21 protein-coding genes are annotated in these 20,603 nt (G+C 67.2%); 9 read left to right on the top strand and 12 right to left on the bottom strand.

All coding sequences use genetic code 11. The features are described 5' to 3' along the window. Positions 1-15: 15 nt before the first annotated feature. The 7 genes from F468_RS0106540 to sdhC form a co-directional block, all read right to left on the bottom strand. Positions 16-429, bottom strand: coding sequence for an ATP-binding protein (locus F468_RS0106540; RefSeq protein WP_018138470.1), 414 nt, complete (start codon positions 427-429; stop codon positions 16-18). 43 nt (positions 430-472) lie between these two features. Continuing rightward, positions 473-1,426: a NifU family protein gene (locus tag F468_RS0106535; protein WP_018875327.1), complete on the bottom strand. Its 954-nt coding sequence runs from the start codon at positions 1,424-1,426 to the stop codon at positions 473-475. Then, positions 1,380-1,634 carry a succinate dehydrogenase assembly factor 2 gene (locus tag F468_RS0106530; protein ID WP_018175480.1) on the bottom strand — a complete coding sequence of 85 codons (255 nt, stop codon included), beginning with the start codon at positions 1,632-1,634 and terminating at the stop codon, positions 1,380-1,382. Before F468_RS0106530 ends, F468_RS0106535 begins: the two co-directional genes overlap by 47 nt. Continuing rightward, positions 1,634-2,335 (bottom strand): succinate dehydrogenase iron-sulfur subunit, encoded by a 702-nt coding sequence (locus F468_RS0106525; protein WP_018138467.1) that lies wholly within the window; start codon positions 2,333-2,335, stop codon positions 1,634-1,636. Before F468_RS0106525 ends, F468_RS0106530 begins: the two co-directional genes overlap by 1 nt. A 225-nt stretch (positions 2,336-2,560) precedes the next feature. Then, positions 2,561-4,336, bottom strand: a complete 1,776-nt coding sequence (sdhA, locus tag F468_RS0106520; protein WP_018994058.1) for a succinate dehydrogenase flavoprotein subunit — start codon at positions 4,334-4,336, stop codon at positions 2,561-2,563. Then, positions 4,333-4,671, bottom strand: coding sequence for a succinate dehydrogenase, hydrophobic membrane anchor protein (gene sdhD, locus F468_RS0106515; RefSeq protein ID WP_018138465.1), 339 nt, complete (start codon positions 4,669-4,671; stop codon positions 4,333-4,335). Before sdhD ends, sdhA begins: the two co-directional genes overlap by 4 nt. Beyond that, a complete protein-coding gene (gene sdhC, locus F468_RS0106510; protein WP_018138464.1) occupies positions 4,668-5,048 on the bottom strand; it encodes a succinate dehydrogenase, cytochrome b556 subunit in 381 nt (126 codons plus the stop codon). Before sdhC ends, sdhD begins: the two co-directional genes overlap by 4 nt. Positions 5,049-5,236: 188 nt before the next feature. Between sdhC and F468_RS0106505 the strand changes: the two genes are divergently transcribed. Both F468_RS0106505 and F468_RS14575 read left to right on the top strand, forming a co-directional pair. Continuing rightward, complete coding sequence (locus tag F468_RS0106505) at positions 5,237-6,283, top strand: folate-binding protein YgfZ (protein ID WP_018649306.1); 1,047 nt, start codon at positions 5,237-5,239, stop codon at positions 6,281-6,283. A gap of 3 nt (positions 6,284-6,286) precedes the next feature. Then, positions 6,287-6,451, top strand: coding sequence for a hypothetical protein (locus F468_RS14575; protein WP_018138462.1), 165 nt, complete (start codon positions 6,287-6,289; stop codon positions 6,449-6,451). Between the two features lie 64 nt (positions 6,452-6,515). On the opposite strand, the gene ribBA is transcribed toward F468_RS14575, so the two are convergent. The 5 genes from ribBA to glyA all read right to left on the bottom strand — a co-directional run bounded on the left by ribBA (position 6,516) and on the right by glyA (position 11,480). Next, complete coding sequence (ribBA, locus tag F468_RS0106495) at positions 6,516-7,622, bottom strand: bifunctional 3,4-dihydroxy-2-butanone-4-phosphate synthase/GTP cyclohydrolase II (RefSeq protein WP_018138461.1); 1,107 nt, start codon at positions 7,620-7,622, stop codon at positions 6,516-6,518. A 27-nt stretch (positions 7,623-7,649) separates the two neighbouring features. Beyond that, complete coding sequence (locus tag F468_RS0106490) at positions 7,650-8,333, bottom strand: riboflavin synthase (RefSeq protein WP_018994791.1); 684 nt, start codon at positions 8,331-8,333, stop codon at positions 7,650-7,652. Between the two features lie 138 nt (positions 8,334-8,471). Further along, a complete protein-coding gene (ribD, locus tag F468_RS0106485; RefSeq protein WP_018138459.1) occupies positions 8,472-9,647 on the bottom strand; it encodes a bifunctional diaminohydroxyphosphoribosylaminopyrimidine deaminase/5-amino-6-(5-phosphoribosylamino)uracil reductase RibD in 1,176 nt (391 codons plus the stop codon). Then, positions 9,647-10,198, bottom strand: coding sequence for a transcriptional regulator NrdR (gene nrdR, locus F468_RS0106480; RefSeq protein ID WP_018138458.1), 552 nt, complete (start codon positions 10,196-10,198; stop codon positions 9,647-9,649). Before nrdR ends, ribD begins: the two co-directional genes overlap by 1 nt. Before the next feature lie 22 nt (positions 10,199-10,220). Further along, a complete protein-coding gene (glyA, locus tag F468_RS0106475; protein ID WP_018138457.1) occupies positions 10,221-11,480 on the bottom strand; it encodes a serine hydroxymethyltransferase in 1,260 nt (419 codons plus the stop codon). 569 nt (positions 11,481-12,049) lie between these two features. On the opposite strand from glyA, the gene F468_RS0106470 reads away from it, so the two are divergent. The 7 genes from F468_RS0106470 (at position 12,050) to glcF (ending at position 20,539) form a co-directional block, all read left to right on the top strand. After that, positions 12,050-12,724: a PEP-CTERM sorting domain-containing protein gene (locus tag F468_RS0106470; RefSeq protein ID WP_018994790.1), complete on the top strand. Its 675-nt coding sequence runs from the start codon at positions 12,050-12,052 to the stop codon at positions 12,722-12,724. Positions 12,725-13,055: 331 nt separating this feature from the next. Then, a complete protein-coding gene (locus tag F468_RS0106465; RefSeq protein WP_018994789.1) occupies positions 13,056-13,688 on the top strand; it encodes a PEP-CTERM sorting domain-containing protein in 633 nt (210 codons plus the stop codon). Positions 13,689-13,923: 235 nt separating this feature from the next. Next, positions 13,924-14,925 carry a TAXI family TRAP transporter solute-binding subunit gene (locus F468_RS0106460; protein ID WP_018994788.1) on the top strand — a complete coding sequence of 334 codons (1,002 nt, stop codon included), beginning with the start codon at positions 13,924-13,926 and terminating at the stop codon, positions 14,923-14,925. Next, positions 14,922-17,714: a TRAP transporter permease gene (locus F468_RS0106455; protein ID WP_018994787.1), complete on the top strand. Its 2,793-nt coding sequence runs from the start codon at positions 14,922-14,924 to the stop codon at positions 17,712-17,714. The genes F468_RS0106460 and F468_RS0106455 overlap by 4 nt, the downstream gene beginning before the upstream one ends. A gap of 27 nt (positions 17,715-17,741) precedes the next feature. Continuing rightward, positions 17,742-18,161, top strand: coding sequence for a DUF302 domain-containing protein (locus F468_RS0106450; protein WP_018138452.1), 420 nt, complete (start codon positions 17,742-17,744; stop codon positions 18,159-18,161). Beyond that, positions 18,158-19,270, top strand: a complete 1,113-nt coding sequence (glcE, locus tag F468_RS0106445) for a glycolate oxidase subunit GlcE (RefSeq protein WP_018649304.1) — start codon at positions 18,158-18,160, stop codon at positions 19,268-19,270. The genes F468_RS0106450 and glcE overlap by 4 nt, the downstream gene beginning before the upstream one ends. Before the next feature lie 3 nt (positions 19,271-19,273). Beyond that, positions 19,274-20,539, top strand: coding sequence for a glycolate oxidase subunit GlcF (gene glcF, locus F468_RS0106440; protein WP_018994786.1), 1,266 nt, complete (start codon positions 19,274-19,276; stop codon positions 20,537-20,539). Positions 20,540-20,603 lie beyond the last annotated feature (64 nt).

The raw sequence follows: 20,603 nt of genomic DNA, 5'->3' as shown, positions 1-20,603 counted from the left end.
CGGACGCGACCGGAATCAGACCGGTTGCTTGCGCAGGGTCAGACGATTGACGCCATCGGCGGATCGGTAGTCGATCTCGTCCATCAGCGTCTTCATGAAATGAATCCCCAGCCCGCCGACCTGACGCGACTCGATATCACCGTCGAGCTGGGCCTCGGGGGCATCGGTCAGCGGATTGAAGGCCTGGCCGTCGTCGGTGACCGTAATCGTCAACCCGTCATCCGCCTTGCGCAGCTCCACCTCGATGGTGTGCTCCGCGCCATCATCGAAGGCGTAGGTGATCAGATTGGTCAGCCACTCGTCCAGCACCAGATTAATCGGGTAGACCGAGGACATCGAGACGCCGGCCTCCTCGCAGAAGGCCTCCACCTGCTCGGCCAGGCGCGGGATCTCCCGCAGTTCAGTCTGGATCCGGAACGCCCGCTGCATCATGCACTCCCTGCCGGCGCTCGACGAGCGAACGCCCGTCGAGTCAAAAGGTATTCGCGACGCTGGCAACCCCCGGCGCGCGCGAGCGCACCAGGCGCTCGACCACGTTCTTCAGATCCAGCGTCGAACGCGGGCAGCCTACGCAGGCCCCCTTCAAGCGCACCCGTACGGTGCGCCCGTCGAGCTCCACGAACTCGATATCGCCGCCGTCCTGCATCAGGATGCGCCGTGCCTCCTCGATCGCCGCGCGCACCGCATCTTCGTCGATCGGCCCGTCCGCCGGGACATCGGACGCCTCGCGCTCGGCGAAGGTCTGTGCCCGGTCCAGGCGCAGGGCCAGTTCCGGATCAAGCTCCTCGATCGCGTCCAGTTCGTCCTCACTGTACACATGATCCGGGTCGTCGTTCAGCAGGTGGGAGACGTCCACCATCACCTGTGCCTTGTCGGGTCCCGCCATGGTCGGTCCTCCGCATGATCGCATTCGCGCCAGTATAGCAACGCCCCATGCCCAACCGGCCCGAAGCCGCACGCGCCAACCGGATTCCGGTGTTGCGACTGGCGGCCAGCGCAGGCGGACCCGCAGCCGGCGCAGGTCATCAGGATCCATGCGCGCGGCATGCAGCCAGAGCCGCCACAGGCGCCCCCCGTCCCGTTCGCGCAGCACCAGCAGGACCATCCCGGCCAGGACCCGGCTGTCGGGCAACAACTCCACCCAGGTTACCTGTTCCTGGCGAAGGCCCTCGCGGGTCGCGACCCAGGTATCCCCCTCCGGCGTCTGCCCCAGCCAGGCCCAGTCCGGTGCCGCATCGCGACGCTGCCACCACCAGCCGACGGCCGCCAGGCCCCAGACGGGCAGCAGCATCCACAACGGGCTGTAGACCAGCACAAAACCGGAGACGGCGAGGACCAGCAGGATTTGCCCGGCCTGCGCGAGCCGCGGCAGGACGGGGTCAGGGTGCAGTCTCAGCCGCAGCGGCGGCGCGGATCGCCGGGACAAGCCGCGCTATCCCGTCATCCACCGTGGTCTGGCGACCCATAACCACATCCAGTAGCACATTGTCGGGGTAGTCGAGCAGGCGCTCGAAGGCATCGCGACCCTCCTGGTCCAGTTGCGCATATCCCTGCGCGAGAAACTGCCCGAGCAGCCAGTCGTTCTCCAGCATGCCGCGGCGGCAACGCCAGCGGGTGCGGCTGTCGGGTTCCATCACAGCGACTTCTTGAGCATGGTGCGGCGGATATCGCCGATCGCCCGGCTCGGGTTCAGGCCCTTCGGGCAGACCTGCGTGCAGTTCATGATGGTGTGGCAGCGGTAGAGCTTCCAGGCATCGTCCAGCTCAGCCAGGCGGTGATCGGTGGCCTCGTCGCGGCTGTCCTGGATGAAGCGCGCGGCCTGCAGCAGTGCGGCCGGGCCGAGGAACTTGTCCGGGTTCCACCAGTACGACGGGCAGGCGGCGGAACAGCAGCCGCACAGGATGCACTCGTACAGGCCGTCCAGCTGGTCACGATCCTCCGGGCTCTGCTTGCGCTCGACTTCGGGCTCCGGGCTGTCGTTGACCAGCCAGGGCTCGGCTCTTCGGTACTGCTCCCAGAAGTTGCCCATGTCCACGATCAGGTCGCGGATCACCGGCATCCCCGGGAACGGACGCAGCGTGACCGGCCCCTCCAGATCCGCCAGTGGCGTGATGCAGGCCAGGCCGTTCATGCCGTTAATGTTCATGCCGTCGGAGCCGCAGACCCCGTGCTGGCAGGAGCGGCGAAAGCCCAGCGAGTCATCCTGCTCCTTCAGCAACAGCAGGGCATCCAGCAACATCATCCCCGGCTCGATCTGGTCGTCGGGCAGGGTGAAGCGCTGCATCTTCGGCAGCGTGTCCGTCTCCGGGTTGAAGCGGTAGATCGAGAATTCCAATCGTCTCTCCTGTCAGCGTTGCTACAGGTTGTCTATTGCGATCCAGTCCCCTGAAATCGCCGCCTCCTGATCTCATACGGTCCGTGGTGCGCGGGATGTGTCAATCCCTGCGAAATGCACCGAACGTGGTCCGATCAGGCGCCTGTTGATGCGATTCGCTAAGCTCATCGCATCCTACGGCCCTCATCGCATCCTGCGAGGCTTCCCTTCAAGCAGCACCGGCCGTCAATACACCCGCTCCTTCGGCGGGAACGAGGCCACGGTGTTCGGCTGGGTGCGCACCGGCTTGTAGTCGAGGCTGTCGTCGGCCAGCGAGTACAGGCTGTGCTTGAGCCAGTGCTGGTCGTCGCGCTCGGGGAAGTCAATGCGCGAATGCGCCCCGCGGCTCTCCTCGCGTCCCAGCGCGGAGCGGATGGTCGCGATCGCGCAGTCCATCAGGTTCTCCAGCTCCATCGCCTCCACCCGCGCGGTGTTGAAGGTGGCCGAGTGGTCCGCGATCACCGCGTGGTTCAAGCGCTCGCGCAGCGCGCGGACCTTCTCCACCCCCTCGCGCATCACCTCGTCGCTGCGGAACACCGAGCAGTGGTCCTCCATCACCTTGCGCAGTTCGCGCTTGAGCGGTTCGACCTGCTCGGCGGAGCCGTCGCCCGGGTCCTTGCGGTCCCAGCGCGTGAGCCGCGCCATCGCCTGCTCCACCGCCGTCTCGTCCAGCGGCCGGTGATAGCGGTTCTCGCCCAGGTACTCGAGGATGTGATTGGCCGCCGCACGCCCGAATACGAGGATATCCAGCAGCGAGTTGCCGCCCAGGCGGTTGGCCCCGTGCACCGAGACACAGGCGGCCTCGCCGGCCGCGTACAGCCCCGGAACCGGGTCCTCCGGGGTGTCCTTGACCGGCGCCACCACCTGGCCGAAGCGGTTGGTCGGGATCCCGCCCATGCTGTAGTGGCAGGTGGGGAACACCGGGATCGGGGCCTCGATCGGGTCCACCCCGAGGAAGGTCATGCTGGTCTCGCGGATGCCCGGCAGACGCTGCATGATCGTGTCCGAGCCCAGGTGGCGCAGATCCAGCAGCACATGGTCGGCATTGCGCCCGCAGCCCCGGCCCTCGCGCACCTCGGTGGCGATGGAACGGCTGACCACGTCGCGCGAGGCCAGGTCCTTCGCCCGCGGGGCATAGCGCTCCATGAAGCGCTCACCCTCGGAGTTGATCAGGAACCCGCCCTCGCCGCGCGCGCCCTCGGTAATCAGCATCCCGCGCCCGGCGATCCCGGTCGGATGGAACTGCACGAACTCCATGTCCTCCAGCGGCACCCCGGCGCGCAGCGCCATCGCCATGCCGTCGCCGGTGTTGATCAGGGCGTTGGTGGTCGTGCGGAACAGCTGCCCCGCCCCGCCGGTGGCGATCAGCGTGGTCTTGGCCTCGATCACGATCGGCTCGCCGGTCAGGATCTCGAAGGCCAGCACACCAAGCACGAAGCCCTGCTCGTCGCGCAGGAGGTCCACCGCGAAGTACTCGTCAAAAAAGTGCGTGCGCGCGCGCAGGTTCTGCTGGTACAGCGAGTGCAGGATCGCGTGCCCGGTACGGTCGGCCGCCGCACAGGTGCGCGCCGCCTGGTCCTGACCGAAGTTCTGGCTCTGCCCGCCGAAGGCGCGCTGGTAGATGTTGCCGTTGTCCAGACGCGAGAACGGCACGCCGAAGTGGTCCAGCTCGTAGACCACCTTGGGCGCCGCGCGGCACATGTACTCGATCGCATCCTGGTCGCCCAGGTAGTCCGAGCCCTTCACGGTGTCGAACATGTGCCAGTGCCAGGAGTCCGGCAGCACGTTGGCCAGCGCGGCGTTTACCCCGCCCTGCGCGGCGACGGTGTGCGAACGCGTGGGAAACACCTTGGAGACCACCGCGACCTTGGCATCGCCGTTGGACAGCTGCAGCGCGGCGCGCAGGCCCGCGCCACCGGCGCCGATGATGAGCGCGTCGAATTTGCGCCGGGTCAGATTCATGCAAGCCCCGTTCGAATCAGGAGGTAGAGGGCCCACAGGCCCAGAAGGATGAGCGCGCCCGCGCCGAGGGTCAGCACGGTCAGGCGCAGCGCCAGCGGCTTCACGTAGTCGAGCACGACATCGCGCAGCCCGATCCACGCATGCAGCAGCAGGAGCACGACAAACAGTGCACTGCCCAGCGCCACCACCGGGTGCGCGATCACCGCCACCCAGGCCGCGTGATCGGCCGGCGGGGCGATCAGGAAATAGCCCAGGGCTGCGATCACGAACAGCCCCACGTAGACCGCGGTGATCCGCTGCAGCAGCCAGGCGCCCTGCCCCGACAGCAGCCTCACAGGATCAGCCCCAGCCAGACGGCGAGCGTGGCGAAGATTGCGGCGTACAGGGCATCACGCGCGGTGCGCAGCGAGCCGGCCCGGTCCTCCCCGATGCCGAACTCCATCAGCAGATAACGAATCCCCGCGAACAGGTGATGCAGCAGCCACCACAGGCCGATCAGCAGCAGCGCCAGCCCGACCGGGTGCCGGATGATCGCGGCCACCTGCGCAAAGCCCTCCGGGCTCGCCAGCGAGCGATCCAGCAGCCACAACAGCACGGGGATGGCGAGAATCAGGAGAATCCCGGTAATACGGTGCAGGATGGAAACTACGGCATTCAGCGGTAGGCGGATCTTGCGCAGATCCAGGAAAACGGGCCGTGCCGGAGAACTCATGCCACCCCCAAAACCGGATGATGAAAAATGTCGGGCTGACACCCTGCAAGAGGTTCGTCTACTATCGACCCGCTTGGTTCAGCCGGTCGCCCGACCTGTGTTGAGCTTACCACCTCAATCCGCCGCCGTGGGTCCCCAAGGCCACCAGCCGAACGGACACACGACGCGCTGCCACGGGAGAGTTTTCGATGCGCGAAGACTGGAAGAATCACCTGATCGACGCCGGGGCCGAGTTCGAGGACGACGACCTCCTGCACTACGGAAACCCCGAACGCGAACGCCGCATGGCCATCAATGGCGAGGTGATCTGCGACCTGTCCCACCGGGGCCTGCTGGAGGTCCGCGGCGAGGACGCGACCGAGTTCCTGCAGGGCCAGTTCGGCAACGACATCACCCAGGTCGATGCCAGCCACAGCCAGATTTCCAGCTACTCCAGCCCCAAAGGGCGCGCCTACGCGGTGTTTCGCGTGCTGCGCACCGCGGACAGCTACCTCCTGGAGATGCCGGCTGACCGCATCGAGACCATCGCCAAGCGGTTGCGGATGTTCGTGCTGCGGGCCCATGTGGTGATCGAGCGCGCCGACGACTCGCGCATCCACTTCGGGTTTTCCGGCCCCGACGCCGAAACCGAACTGAACAACGCACTGGGCGCCCGCCCCGCGAACGTGGACGACGTGGTCGAGAAAGACGGCGTGACCATCGTGCGCGTGCCCGGGGTGCACCCGCGTTACGAGCTGTTCGGCGAGCTCGAACCGATGCGCACCGCCTGGGACAAGCTGAACGTGCGCTCGGGCCCGGTGGGGCCGCGCGAGTGGGCACTTCTCGACATCCTCGCCGGGATGCCGACCGTGGTCGAGGCGACCAGCGAGATGTTCGTGCCGCAGATGCTGAACCTGCACGCGCTGGGGGCGATCAACTTCGAGAAGGGCTGCTACCCGGGACAGGAGGTGGTGGCCCGGATGCACTACCTCGGCAAGCTGAAGCGGCGCATGTTCCGCCTGGCAATCCCCGCCTCGGAGCTGCCGCAGCCGGGCTCACCGGTATTTCGCGCCGGAGGCAACCCGGAGCAGTCGGACGGCGAGATCGTGGCCGCGGAACTGCACCCGGACGGCCTCTACTCGGCCCTGGCGGTGGTGCAGGTGGCGGCGGCCGAAGGCGAGCTGCACTGGGGGGCACCGGATGGACCTCGGGCGGAGGTCGTCGACCTGCCCTACGCGGTACCGGAAGGAGCCTGAGCCATGCGATTCCTGTTCTTCTTCTTCGTCCTGATCCTGCTCGCGCTGTGGGCGGCCTTCTTCAGCCGCCCCAACAACCCGACGCTGTCCAATTGGCTGTACGTACTGTCCGGGGTCCTCGCCGTGCTGTTCCTGATCGGCTACCTGCGCCTGGACGGGGTGATATAGCGCGGACGAGCACGAGGAGGAGCGCCCTGCGCTATTCGCGGCCCCGGGATATTCGTGGCCCGGGCTATTCGTGAATGTAGTCGACGACCTCGAGCCCGAAACCGCCCAGGCCATGGAAGCGCTTGGGCGCGGACATCAGCTTCATGCGGCCCACGCCGCAGTCCGCCAGGATCTGCGCGCCGATGCCGTACATGCGCCACTCGGCCGAATTCTCGCGCCCGCCACGCTCCTCCTGCGGCGGCTGCCCGAGCTGTTCCAGGCGCTGCGCCAGGGCCTCGGCGCTCTCGTGCTTGCGCAGCACCACCACGACGCCCTCGCCCGCCTCGTCGATGCGGCGCAGAGCGTCGTCCAGCGGCCAGCCACGATCCGGGCCGGCATAGCCCAGGGTGTCATGCAGCGTGTTTTCCAGGTGCACGCGCACCAGGGTGCCCTGCTCCGGCTTCGGCTCGCCGCGCACCAGCGCAAAGTGTAGCTGGTGGTCGACCTCGTCCTGGAATGACAGCAGGCGGAATTCGCCGTGCGCGGTCGGGAACGGGCGCTCCGAGACGCGCTGAACGGTCTTCTCGTTCTCGATGCGGTAGCGGATCAGGTCCTCGATCGTGCCCATCTTCAGGTCGTGTTCGGCACAGAAGCGCTCGAGGTCCGGGCGCCGCGCCATCGTACCGTCCTCGTTGAGGATCTCCACGATCACCGCGGCCGGCTCGGCCCCGGCCAGGCGCGCGAGGTCGCAACCGGCCTCGGTATGGCCGGCGCGCACGATCACCCCGCCCGGCTGCGCCATCAGCGGAAAGACATGTCCCGGCTGGACGATGTCACCCGGCTGCGCGTTGGGCGCCACGGCCGTGCGGATGGTGTGCGCGCGGTCATAGGCGGAAATACCCGTAGTCACGCCCTCGGCGGCCTCGATGGACAGCGTGAAGTTGGTGCCGTGCACATCGTTGGTGTCGGTCACCATCAGCGGCAGCGCGAGCTGCTTGCAGCGCTCGCGGGTCAGCGTCAGGCAGATCAGCCCGCGGCCGTACTTGGCCATGAAGTTGATGTCCTCGGGGCGCACATGCGAGGCGAGCATCAGCAGATCGCCCTCGTTCTCGCGGTCCTCGTCGTCGACGATGACCACCATGCGCCCGGCCTGCAGTTCCTCGAGGATGGTTTCGGTATTGGAAAATTCCATGCGTGCCTTCGGTCGGGGGCCGTGCGCTCAGTCGCGCGGCCCGGAATGATTGGGGAAGCCCTGTTCGGCCAGCCAGGCCTCGGACAGATCGCCGGCATCCGTGCCCGGCTCGGCCGCGCGCTCGCCCAGCATCAGGCGCTCGAGGTAGCGCGCGATCAGGTCCACCTCCAGGTTCACCGGCGTGCCCACCGCGTAGACAGAGAAGCGGGTCAGCGACCAGGTGTGGGGGATGATGTTGACCTCGAACTCGGCCCCGTCGACGCGGTTCACGGTCAGGCTGGTGCCATCGATGGTGATCGAGCCTTTCGCCGCGATATAGCGTGCCAGCGCGGCGGGGGCACGAAAGCGCACGAGGGTCGAGCGTGCGTCCGGCTCCATCGCGACCACCTCGCCCACGCCATCGACATGGCCCGAGACCATGTGGCCGCCGAGGCGGTCGCCCAGGGCCAGTGCCCGCTCCAGGTTGACCCGGTCGCCGGGCCCCAGCCCGCCCAGCGTGGTCACGTTCAGGGACTCGCGCGATACGTCGGCGGCGAAGCCCGCGGCCGTCAGGTCGGTCACGGTCAGACACACGCCGTTGACCGCGATGGAGTCGCCCAGGCGCGTGTCCGACAGGTCCATCCCAGGTGCATTCACATGCAGGCGCACGTCGCCGCCGCTGGGCGTCAGGCGATCCAGGCTGCCAAGGGTCTCGATGATTCCGGTGAACATGGGCCTTGTATCGGTTTCAGGCCGCCCCGGGAAGGGACGCCGCGAGCCGCCCATCTTAGGGAAACGCGAAGGCGTTCGCACCACACGATGGAGGACGTATGGATTTAGCACCCGACAAGGCGCAGGACGATCGGACCATCAGGAGCGCGGACGGGCCCGCAGGCGCAGGCTGTCACCGACCCAGCGGCTCTCGAGGATCTCCAGCTCCGCGCGTTCGTCCATGCGCGCCAGCGGCCACTCCACCAGCGGACGGGCACTCGAGCCCAGCAGCAACGGCGCCTGGTACAACAGCCACTCGTCCACCCAGCCCCCGCGGGCCAGGGCGCCGGCCAGACCGGGGCCGGACTCGACATGCAGTTCGTTGACCTCGGCGCGTGCCAGCTCCACCAGCACCTCGCCGAGGTCCAGTCCGCCCTCGGGCGAGTCGCTGGCCAGCGCGATCGGCCGCACATCCGCGCCATGCCCGCGCAACGTATCCGCGACCGGCGAACGCGCGGCATCCGGCCCGGTCAGGACCCACACAGGGCCGCTCTTCAGGATCTGGGCGCCGGGGGGCGTGCGCAGCCGGGCATCCAGGATCACCCTGAGCGGCTGCCGGGTGGGCAGATCCGAGTAGTGCGGGTCATCGGGAAAACCGGCCTGGGCAGCCAGCTGATGCGGTTTCATGCGCACGGTCAGGCGCGGGTCGTCGGCCACCACGGTACCGCTGCCGGTCAGGATCGCCCCGGCGCGCGCCCGCCACAGCTGTACGTCGCGACGCGCGGCCTCGCCGGTAATCCAGCGGGACTCGCCCGAGGCCATCGCCGTGCGCCCGTCCAGGCTCGCCGCGAGCTTGATCCGGACCCAGGGACGTCCTTGCTCCATGCGCTGGACAAAGCCCGGGTTCAGTGCCCGGGCCTCGGCCTCGAGTACGCCGGTCTCGACCTCGATCCCGGCCGCGCGCAGCGCCTCCATGCCGCCACCACAGACCCGCGGGTTCGGGTCCTGCATCGCAATCACGGCCCGGGCCACGCCGGCCTGGATCAGCGCCTCGGTACAGGGAGGAGTGCGACCGTGGTGACTGCACGGCTCGAGCGTCACGTAGACAGTGGCCCCGCGCGCGGCTTCGCCGGCCGCGTGCAGGGCGTTCACCTCGGCGTGCGGCTCGCCGGCACACCAGTGCAGCCCCTCTCCGACGACCTCGCCATCGCGCACCAGCACACAGCCCACCCGAGGATTGGGATCGGCACTGAAGCGGCCATAGTCGGCCAGCTCCAGCGCCCGCGCCATGTGACGCCGATCCTCCACCGCCTGTTCGTGTCCCGGCTGTGCCATCAACTGCCCTCCTGCGAATCCCCCGGCGCGGCGGCATCCGTGTCGGCGAGTCCCTCATCGATCAGACGCAGCTGTGAACGGCGCATCTCCGGCGTCAGGTCATCCTCGAGCCGCTCGATGGCCTCGCGGAAGGACTGCACACTGGCAAAGCTCAGATAGATGGAGGCAAAACGGATATAGGCCACATGGTCCAGGGCATGCAAGGCTGCCAGGACCATTTCGCCAATACGGTCGGACTTGACCTCGGGGGCCGCCAGGGACGCGAGCTGGCGCTTGATGTCGTCGATCACGCGCTCGACATCCTCGGTCTTCACCGGGCGCTTGTGCAACGCCCGGCGCAGACCACTGCGCAACTTGTCTTCGTCGAAGGCAACGCGCTCGCCGGAGCGCTTGACCACCCGCGGCAGGCTGAACTCCGCCCGCTCGAAGGTGGTAAAGCGCGCCCGGCACTCGCGGCACTCGCGCCGGCGCCGGATCTGCTCCTGCTCCGGACCGGCCACCCGCGAGTCGACCACGCGGGTGTCCTGAGCGCCACAGGCCGGGCAGCGCATGGCGGGCCGCCGCTACGCCGCGTTATTCGGGGGCGCCGTAGACCGGGAAGCGGCGGCAGATCTCGACGACCTTGTCGCGGGTCGCGTCGATCACCTGCTCGTTCTCGTGGTCGTCCAGCACGTCGGCGATCCAGCCGGCCAGCTCGCGCGACTCCGCTTCGGTGAAGCCACGCGTGGTCAGAGCGGCGGTGCCGATGCGGATGCCGGAGGTCACGAATGGGGATTCCGGATCGTTGGGCACGGCGTTCTTGTTGACCGTGATGTTGGCGCGACCCAGCGCGGCGTCCGCGGCCTTGCCGGTCATGCCCTTGGACACCAGGCTCAGCAGGAACAGGTGATTGTCGGTCCCGCCGGAGACGATGTCGTAGCCACGCTCGACCAGGACCTCGGCCATTGCGCGGGCGTTGGCGATCACCTGCTTCTGATAGGTCTTGAATTCCGGCTCCAGGGCCTCCTTGAAGGCCACCGCCTTGCCGGCGATCACGTGCATCAGCGGGCCGCCCTGGGTACCCGGGAAGATCAGCGACTGGAACTTCTTGTTCAGCTCCGGCTGGCCCTTGGTGATGATGAAGCCGCCACGCGGCCCGCGCAGGGACTTGTGCGTGGTAGAGGTGACCACGTGGGCGTGGTCGATCGGGTTCGGGTATTCGCCGGCGGCGATCAGGCCGGAGACGTGGGCCATGTCCACCATCAGGTAGGCGCCCACGGAATCGGCGATCTCGCGGAAGCGCTTCCAGTCGACCACGCGCGAATAGGCGGAGAAGCCGGCGACGATCATCTTCGGCTGGTGCTCGGTGGCCAGGCGCTGGACCTCGTCGTAGTCGATCAGACCCTCGTCGGTGATGCCGTACTGCACCGCGTTGTAGATCTTGCCGGAGAAGTTCGGCTTGGCGCCGTGGGTCAGGTGACCGCCGGCGTCCAGGCTCATGCCCAGCACGGTGTCATGCGGCTGCAGCAGGGCCATGTACACGGCCGCGTTGGCCTGCGAGCCGGAATGCGGCTGCACGTTCGCGTAGTCGGCGCCGTAGAGCTGCTTGAGGCGATCGATCGCGAGCTGCTCGACGATATCCACATACTCGCAGCCACCGTAGTAGCGCTTGCCCGGATAGCCCTCGGCGTACTTGTTGGTCAGCACGGAGCCTTGGGCCTCCATCACGCGCGGGCTGGTGTAGTTCTCGGAGGCGATCAGCTCGATATGCTCTTCCTGGCGCTGCGCCTCCTTGCTGATGGCGCCCCAGAGTTCGTCGTCGTAGCCGTGGATACTCATGTCGATCGAAAACATTCGGATCTCCCGTTTCATTACTTTCGTGGATTCGGTTTCCCGGCGCGCCGACTCACCGGCGCAGGCCTGGGAAGGGGGAAACAAAGACGCGTAATGATAGGGGATGCGGGGCTTTTTTTCAGGTGGCCGCCACGCCATGGCCAGACCACCGTCCAGGTAGCGCACAACGCAAGAATCCAAAGCCTTCCGTATTTTCAGCTACATACGGCCTATTGCGCGCTGCCGGGCAAGCTCGACAGGGTAGCCATGGCCTCCGGCGCGCACGGCCTAGTGTCCCGTTTCTTTACACCCAATCCTGGCCGGGTAAACCCCTCTCGCGGCACTGAGAACGTACCCGCCGGGCGCCACTCACCCGAACGGCGTAGTCGTCGGTGTCACACTTTTTTACGCCCATCCAGTCCCGCTGCCATCCGGCAAAAGGCGCATCCTCCTATCGGTCTGTTTTTTCGAATGAATTAGCGCGCATATGGGAATGGCACCGTTTCTGCATAGCCCTGAGTGCACAAGGACCGGATGGGCCGGATCCGCGCAAGCCACCCAGGGGGCTATTCCCAGGGAAGGTGCATCGAATGAACCCCAAACGTATTACACCCTATTTCGCGAGTGCCGCCCTGTTGCTGGGCCTGGGCCTTTCCGGCGCCGCACAGGCTTCGTTGATCAGCTGCGCCAGCCTGGATGGCGGCGTTGAAAACCGCGTCACCGCCAACATCGGCTGCCAGATCCTCGAACCCCTGGATGGGCATGCAAACGACCCTGTGGGAGGCGACCCCTCCAACTGGATCGTCAACACGGCCGGTGGCACGGGCTTTTTCGGCATCAGTGACTGGCAGTTCGATGGCCGCTGGGAAGATCCGCCGAACAGCAACGGCGATCCGCTGGAGTTTGATCCGGCCGATCCGACCCTCAACCTGGTCACGCTGGACGGAACCTCCCAGGGCGGGACCTGGACACTGGATCCGAGCTTTGTCTACGGCGACCTGCTGTTCCTGTTCAAGGATGGCCGCGGCACCAATCTGACCGGGTTCCTGATGACTGGCTATAACGGCAGCTACCTCTCGCCATTCATTGACCCGCCGTTTGACTTCCCGGGTGCAAGCCCCAAAGACATCTCCCACGTGAGCATCTACTACCGTCCGAACGGGCAGGTACCGGAGCCCCACACACTGTTGCTACTGGGTCTGGGTCTGGGCTTGCTGGGTATCGCCGTCCGCCGCAAAGCACGCAGGGACACGATGGCGGCCTGATCACGTCCTGCTCGACTTGGCATGATGGCGCCCATGTGGCGCCATCATTTCGTTCATGCCTCCTGATCCACAGTGATTCGCTCGCCTCGACCGAACATGTCCGGTTCTTTTACATCTCGGCCGTAACCCACGACCGCCTCTCCACATCAAATCTCACAAGCGATTGTTTCATCGCCCGAATCCCCCATCTCGTCGAACATGGCACGAAGCGTGCTGCATTCCCGCCTTGTGAGTGATGGCACTTTCAGGCGATCCGCGCCCCAGCCGCATTCATGAGAAACCATGGAGGGACTTTCGTCCCATGGAGGTAAGCTCGATGTCATGCAAGCCATTGCTCTCGTTCCTGGCCGGAACGGTGTTCCTGTTGACCCTGTCGCTCTCCGGGGCCACCCAGGCCGCACTGCTCGATTGCACTGCCCTGTCCGGCAACGTCGGTGACAAGGTCACCAACAATCTCGGCTGTCAGATTTTGTCGCCACTGGATGGCGCAGCCACCGACTCCACCACCGGCGATCCCTCCAGCTGGCTTGTGAATACCGCGGGCGACACCGGATTCTTCGGAATCAGCGACTGGCTATTCGACGGCCGCTGGACCTCCCCCGGGTCGAACAGCTCGACCCTCGCCAGCTTTGATGGCAATCGCCACAGCGGGCAATGGAACCTCGATTCCGAATGGGACTATGGAGACCTGCTGTTCGTGTTCAGTCATGGCAGCGGCACCAACCTGGTCGGCTTCCTGATGACCGGGATCAATGGCGATTACAGCTCACCCTTCACCCAACCGCCCTTCAGCTATCCGGGTGTGGCCACACGCAACATCTCGCATATCAGCGTCTATTACCGTTCGGGCGAGGTCGGCACCGTCCCCGAACCGAAGACGATGCTGCTGATGGGACTGGGGCTCGGCCTGCTCGGGCTGATGCTTCGCCGGAACCGACGCCAGGGGCCCCGTTTTCCGGCCTAGGCGAACGCCCAACGGCCCGTCGCCGCGCCATCAAGGGCACGCCTGTCGGGCGTGTCCTTTACCCTGATTGAAGAGGGGCCTGCACAGGACCGCGGATGACCGAAGGCGAGGCGATCCCCATCGCCCCCGGCCCGCAGGCACAGTCGACCTGAACGCGAACGTGCTATTTGATCGGCGTCTCCCTAGAATCCTCGGCACTGCCGCGATTCGTTCCCGGCATGACCCCGGAGGGCGTATGAATCGATCCAGTGTGCCGAGGGCCGACCGGCGATGGCTGCAACGCCTGCTGCCAGTGCTCACCCTGGTCAGCCTGCTACTGGGCACCAACGCGCAGGCCGAATCGCGCTTCATCAATATCGGCACAGGCGGGGTCACCGGCGTGTATTACCCGGCGGGCCAGCACCTGTGCCGCCTGTTCAACACCCGTCGCGACGAGCACGGGATGCGCTGCACAGCGGAGAGCACCGGCGGCTCGGTCTTCAATCTCAACATGATCCGCTCGGGCGACATGGACTTCGGCGTCGCGCAGTCGGACCTGCAGTACCACGCCTATCGGGGCTCCGGGCGTTTCGAGGAATTCGGGCCCGCTCCCCATCTCCGGGCGGCGTTCAGCCTGCATGCCGAACCCCTCACCCTGGTGGTGCGCCCCGACGCAGACATCGAGGGGCTGGATGACCTGCCCGGCAAGCGCGTCAACATCGGCAACCCAGGCTCGGGCCAGCGCATCCTGATGGAAGAACTGATGGGGGCGCTGGGCTGGGACCAGGACACCTTTCGCCGGGTGAGTGAGCTGCCCTCGCGCGAGCAGGCCCAGGCGCTTTGCGACAACCGCATCGACGCCTTTGTATTTTCCGTCGGCCACCCCTCGGCCGCGATTCAGGAACCCATCGCGACCTGCAACGCCCGACTGGTGTCGATCGAGGGTTCAACCGTCGACCAACTGGTCGAGGACACCCCTTATTACCTGCGCGCGCTGATCCCCGCCGGCACCTACCCGGGCCAGGACGACGACATCCATACCTACGGTGTCGGCGCCACGCTGGTGACCTCGACCCGCACCTCGGAACGCGCGGTCTACGAGATCACCCGCGCGGTGTTCGAGAACTTCGAGACCTTTCGCGGCCTGCATCCGGCCTTTGGCCCGCTGGAGCGCGAGACGATGGTGGACGAAGGACTGTCGGCCCCCCTGCATCCGGGGGCCCAACGCTATTTCCGTGAAGCGGGGCTGATCGAATGAGCGATACCAGGGGGACCACCGGGGGGGCCACGGAACCGGCCGACAACGCGGCCGAGACTGCTCAGGAGCTGGAATCCGGCGCACGTCATCCGGGGCGCGGCACGCGCAGCCTGATCTGGCTGACGGCGGTGGCCTGGTCTCTGTTCCAGATCTGGATCGCCTCGCCCCTGGGCGACTGGCTGGATTTCTTTGTCGTCTCGGACACCGAGGCGCGCTCGATCCATCTGGCCTTTGCAGTCTTCCTGGCCTATCTGCTGTTTCCCGCGATCCGGCCGGGCACACGCCACGTGTCCTGGCCACGCGCCATTGGCGTGACCTATGCCCTGGGCGGGCTGGTCCTGATGGTGTTCGGGATCTGGCAATTGCTGGGCCTGGAGCGCCTGGCCGAGGTCTACGTGATCATCGGGCTGACCCTTCTGGTGGTCGCATTGCCGCTGCTGCGCGGCCATGACCCCATCCACCACATACCGCTGACCGACTGGATGTTCGCTGCAATCGCGGCCTTCAGTGCGCTGTATCTGTACCTGTTCCACGCCGAGCTGGCTGACCGTCCCGGGGCGCCCTCGGACGTCGACCTGATCGTCGCCGGGATCGGCCTGATCCTGCTGCTGGAGGCCACCCGGCGGGTACTGGGCCCGGCGCTGACGATCATTGCCGCGATCTTTTTGTTCTACACCTTCGCCGGCCCGATCATGCCGGACATCATTGCCCATCGCGGCGCCAGCTATCCGCGCGCGATGGCCCAGCAGTGGCTGTCCAACGAAGGCGTGTTCGGGATCGCGCTCGGCGTCTCGACCAGCTTCGTGTTCCTGTTCGTGCTGTTCGGCGCGCTACTGGAACGGGCCGGCGCCGGCGACTACTTCATTCGCGTGGCGTTCTCGCTGCTGGGGCACATGCGCGGTGGCCCGGCCAAGGCGGCGGTGATGGCGTCCGGGATGACCGGCGTGGTCTCGGGCTCGTCCATCGCCAATGTCGTCACCACCGGGACCTTCACCGTGCCCCTGATGAAGCGGGTCGGCTTCAGCCCGCACAAGGCCGGGGCCGTGGAGGTCGCCAGCTCGGTGAACGGGCAGCTGATGCCGCCGGTGATGGGTGCGGCCGCGTTCCTGATGGTCGAGTACGTCGGGATTCCCTATGTCGAGGTCCTCAAGCACGCGATCCTGCCGGCCCTGATCGCCTATATCGCGCTGATCTACATCGTGCACCTGGAGGCCTGCAAGAACGGCATGGAGGGCCTCAAGCGCGCTACCGTCACCACCTGGCGCGGCCGCCTGATCAGCTTCGGGATTACCGTCTCCAGCCTGATCATCCTCGCCGCCGCGGTGTACTGGGGGCTCGGCTGGATCAAGGACCTGGCCGGCGACGCCGCCGCCTGGATCATCGCCGCTTTGCTGTTTACCGCCTATATCGTGCTGCTGTGGATTGCCGCCCACGAGCCGGAGGCGGAGCCGCTGGATACCGAGCGTCCCCTGCCGCGCGTGCTGCCCACAGTGCTGGGCGGCCTGCACTACGTGCTGCCGCTGGTGGTGCTCGTCTGGGCCCTGGTCGTGGAGCGCCTGTCGCCGGGGCTTTCCGCCTTCTGGGCCGTGGCGTTCATGATCTTCATCGTGCTGACCCAGCGGCCGCTGGTGGCGCTGTTCCGGCGCCAGGGCCGGCTCGCCCAGGCGACCTGGGTCGGGGTGTGGGAGCTGTTCCAGGGCTTCGAGACCGGCGCGCGCAACATGATCGGCATCGGGGTGGCGACCGCGGCGGCCGGGATCATCGTCGGCACCGTCGCGATGACCGGGGTCGGACTGGTGCTGACCGACCTGGTCGACACCCTGTCCGGCGGCAACCTGCTGATGGTGCTTTTGCTGACCGCGCTGATCAGCCTGGTGCTGGGCCTGGGGCTGCCGACCACCGCTAACTACATCGTGGTCGCGACCCTGATGGCCCCGGTGATCGTGGAGCTGGGCGCGCAGAACGACATCCTGATCCCGCTGATCGCCGCGCATCTGTTCGTGTTCTATTTCGGCATCATGGCGGACGTGACGCCGCCCGTGGGGCTGGCCTCGTTCGCCGGGGCGGCCGTCGCCAAGGCAGACCCGATCCGCACCGGCATACAGGCCTTCGCCTACAGCCTGCGCACCATCGCGCTGCCGTTCTTCTTCATCTTCAACAGCCAGCTGCTGCTGATCGGCGTGGATAACGTGTTCCAGCTGCTGCTGGTCTTCCTCGGCTCGCTGGCGGGCATCCTCCTGTTCACTGCGGCGACCCAGGGCTGGTTCCTGGCCCGCAGCCGGCGCTGGGAATCGGCACTGCTGCTGGTCAGTGCGTTCGTGCTGCTGGCCCCGACCGTACTGATGGACCGCGTGGCGGAGCCCTACGAGCGTGTGCCGGCCGAACAGCTGTTCGAGGTCGTGGAGACCGTCCCGGATCGCGAATCGCTGCGGGTCGAGGCCACCGGCATCGACCTGGAGGGCCGCGAGATCACCCGCACCGTGATGTTCCCGCTGGGCGACCCGGGCCTGGAGCCGCGCGAGCGCCTGTCCGATGCCGGACTCGATGTCACCTTCGATACGGACACGGAAAAAGCGCGCATCCAGACGGTTGCTTTTGGCAGCCCGGCCGGCCGAGTAGGCTTGGAAGGAGGCTGGACGATCACCAGCGTGCTCGTGGATACGGACCGCCCGAGCCCCTACTGGTGGTACCTCCCGGGCCTGCTGCCGGCGCTGCTGGTGGCCTGGAACCAGCGCCGTCGCGAACCGCCCGCCGGGCCGACCGCGACGGCACCGGCGCTCAGCGCCTGACGACCCACGCGACAGGAAGACGGCACCATGGAACAACCCAAGTACGGCTTTAACGTGATTCTGAGCGTCCCGATGGATACGGCCATCGAGCGCACGACGGCGGCACTGGGCGAGGAGGGCTTCGGCATCCTCAGCGAGATCGATGTAGCCGCCGCCTTCAAGAAGAAGCTGGATCTCGATCATCGCCCCTATCGCATCCTCGGCGCCTGCAACCCGCATCTCGCGCGTCATGCCATCGAGGCCGATCCCAACATCGGGCTGCTACTACCCTGCAACGTCCTGGTGCAGGACAACCAGGACGGGACCTGCACCGTCGGCTTCATGGACCCGGTAGCGGTGATGGCCCTGGTGGACAAACCGGGCGTCGAGGCCCTTGCCAGCGATGTCCGGGAACGCCTCGAACGGGTCCGCCAGGCACTGGAAGCCGGTGAGCCTGCCACCCGGTGAGAGATAACAAGGACCATGCCGCGCCGCTCGCGGAGGCGATTCGCGAGGCCAGCGTTGCGGGGACCCGAATCGCCGTGCGCGGCGGGCGCCAGCATGGTGATCAGAGCTTCCCCGACGGCCTCCCCTCCGGTGTACTCCAGCTGGAGACCCGCGAGCACCGGGGTATCGCGACCCTGGAGCCGAGCGAGCTGGTCGTCACCGTGCGCAGCGGAACGCCCGTGGTCACGCTGGACCAGGCGCTGGCCGAGGTCGGCATGATGCTCCCCTTCGAGCCCGCGCTGGGTACTCCCGAAGCCACCGTCGGCGGCATGGTCGCGCTGGGGATGTCGGGACCGCGGCGCCCGTGGGCCGCCGCGCTACGCGATGCGGTGCTGGGCACCCGGGTTGTGAACGGACGTGGCGAGATCCTGCAGTTCGGCGGCCAGGTCATGAAGAACGTCGCCGGCTTCGATGTCTCCCGTCTGATGTGCGGCAGCCAGGGCGGTCTCGGGCTGATCCTGGAGACCAGCTTCAAGCTGCTGCCAAGACCGCCCTGCGAGCGCTACCTGCAACGCGAGGATGATGCGGAGTCGTTCGTCGCGCGCTGCAGCGCCTGGGGGCGCACCGGGTGGCCGTTCTCGGGGATCGCCTGGCACGACGGCGTCACCCATATTCGGCTCGGTGGCGGCGAGGAGGCGGTCGACGAGGCCATCCAGCGCATCGACGCCGAACCGGGCGACCCGGCCCGGGGCTTCTGGGACGCGCTGAGGGACCGCAGCCTGCCCCTGTTCACGGACGAGCTGGCCGCCGAGGCCCGGCTGTGGCGGATCAGCCTGCCGCCGGCGACGGAACCGCTCGCGCTTTCCGGCGAATGGCTGATGAACTGGGGTGGCGCGGAGCGCTGGCTGCGCACGACGGAGCACGCTGAGACCGTGCGCCGCGTCGTGACCGACGCCGGCGGGCACGCCCGCCTGTGGCTCGGCGACGCCCCGGGCGTGCCCCGCCTGCACCCGCGCGGGGAGGCACTGGAGGCCCTGGAAGGCCGCCTGCGCGAGTCCCTGGACCCGGATGGCGTCTTCTTCGCCCCCCTGCTGCCGAACCCGCGCTCCCGCCGGCCGCGCACGACCTGAGCCATGGAGACCCGGCTGCACAAACGCTTCGCCGATGACCCGGCCGCGCGCATTGCGGAGGATGCGCTGCGCGCCTGCGTGCACTGCGGCTTCTGCAACGCGACCTGCCCGACCTACCAGGAACTGGGCGACGAGGTCGACGGCCCGCGCGGCCGCATCTACCAGATCAAGGAAATCCTCGAATCCGGCGAGGCCAACCCGACCGCGCGCACCCACCTGGACCGCTGCCTGACCTGTCTCAACTGCATGACCACCTGCCCCTCCGGCGTGGATTACAACCACCTGGTCGCCTATGGCCGGGAGGTGATCGAGCACGACCTCGACCGAAACTGGCGTGACCGGGGCCTGCGCAGCCTGCTGGCCCACGCCCTGCCCGCACGCTGGCCGTTCCGAATGGCCCTGGGGCTGGGGCGCCTGGTCCGCCCCGTCCTGCCGGCGACCCTGCGCCGTCGAGTACCCGCGCGACAGGAAGCCCACGAAACGACACAACCGACCCCTTCGCCAACCCTGGAAGGTTTCCCCCACGGGCGCATCCTGCTGCTGGCTGGCTGCGTACATGACGCGATTGACGCACGCACCAACGCCTCGCTGAAGAACCTGCTGGGGCGCCTCGGCATCGACGTCGTGGAAGTCGCTGAAACGCGTTGCTGCGGCGCGGTCGAACATCACCTGGCGTTCGAGGAGCGCGCCCGGCAACGGGTGCGCGCCAACCTCGACGCCTGGAAAGGCGTACTCGACCAGGGCGTGGACGCGGTGGTCAGCACCGCCAGCGGCTGCGGTGTGATGCTGCGCGACTACGGCCACCTGCTGGCCGGCGACCCCGACTACGCGGAACGCGCACGCACCGTTGCCGAGCGCGTACGCGATCCGGTGGAACTGTTCACCCCCGCTGCCGTACAGAAGCTGGGCATCCGCGCGCCGCAAGGCCACGACCCGATCGCCTGGCACGCCCCCTGCACCCTGCAGCATGGCCAGCGCCTGGCCGGGCGCGTAGAGCCGCTGCTGCAGACGGCCGGCTTCGAACTGGTACCCACAGCGGAGCCACACCTGTGCTGCGGTTCGGCGGGGACCTATTCGATCACCCAGCCGGCGATGGCCGCCCGGCTGCGTACCCGCAAGCTGGACAACCTGGAGGCCGCCACGCCCGCGCGCATCGTGACGGCCAACGTCGGTTGCCAGACGCATCTCCAGTCCGGGACCGACACCCCGGTCGAGCACTGGCTGACGCTGCTCGAACGCCATTGCCCGGCAACTCCCGCCGGTGCGTAGGGGCGCTTGCCCGGACCGGTACGGCACACTAGATTCCCCCTTTTCCAATCCGGTAGACGCATCC

It is taken from the genome of Thioalkalivibrio sp. ALJ2 (genome assembly GCF_000378325.1).
Lineage (GTDB): Bacteria > Pseudomonadota > Gammaproteobacteria > Ectothiorhodospirales > Ectothiorhodospiraceae > Thioalkalivibrio.
Note: the sequence above shows the minus strand (reverse complement) of the source record. Positions and strands in the feature narration are given on the sequence as shown.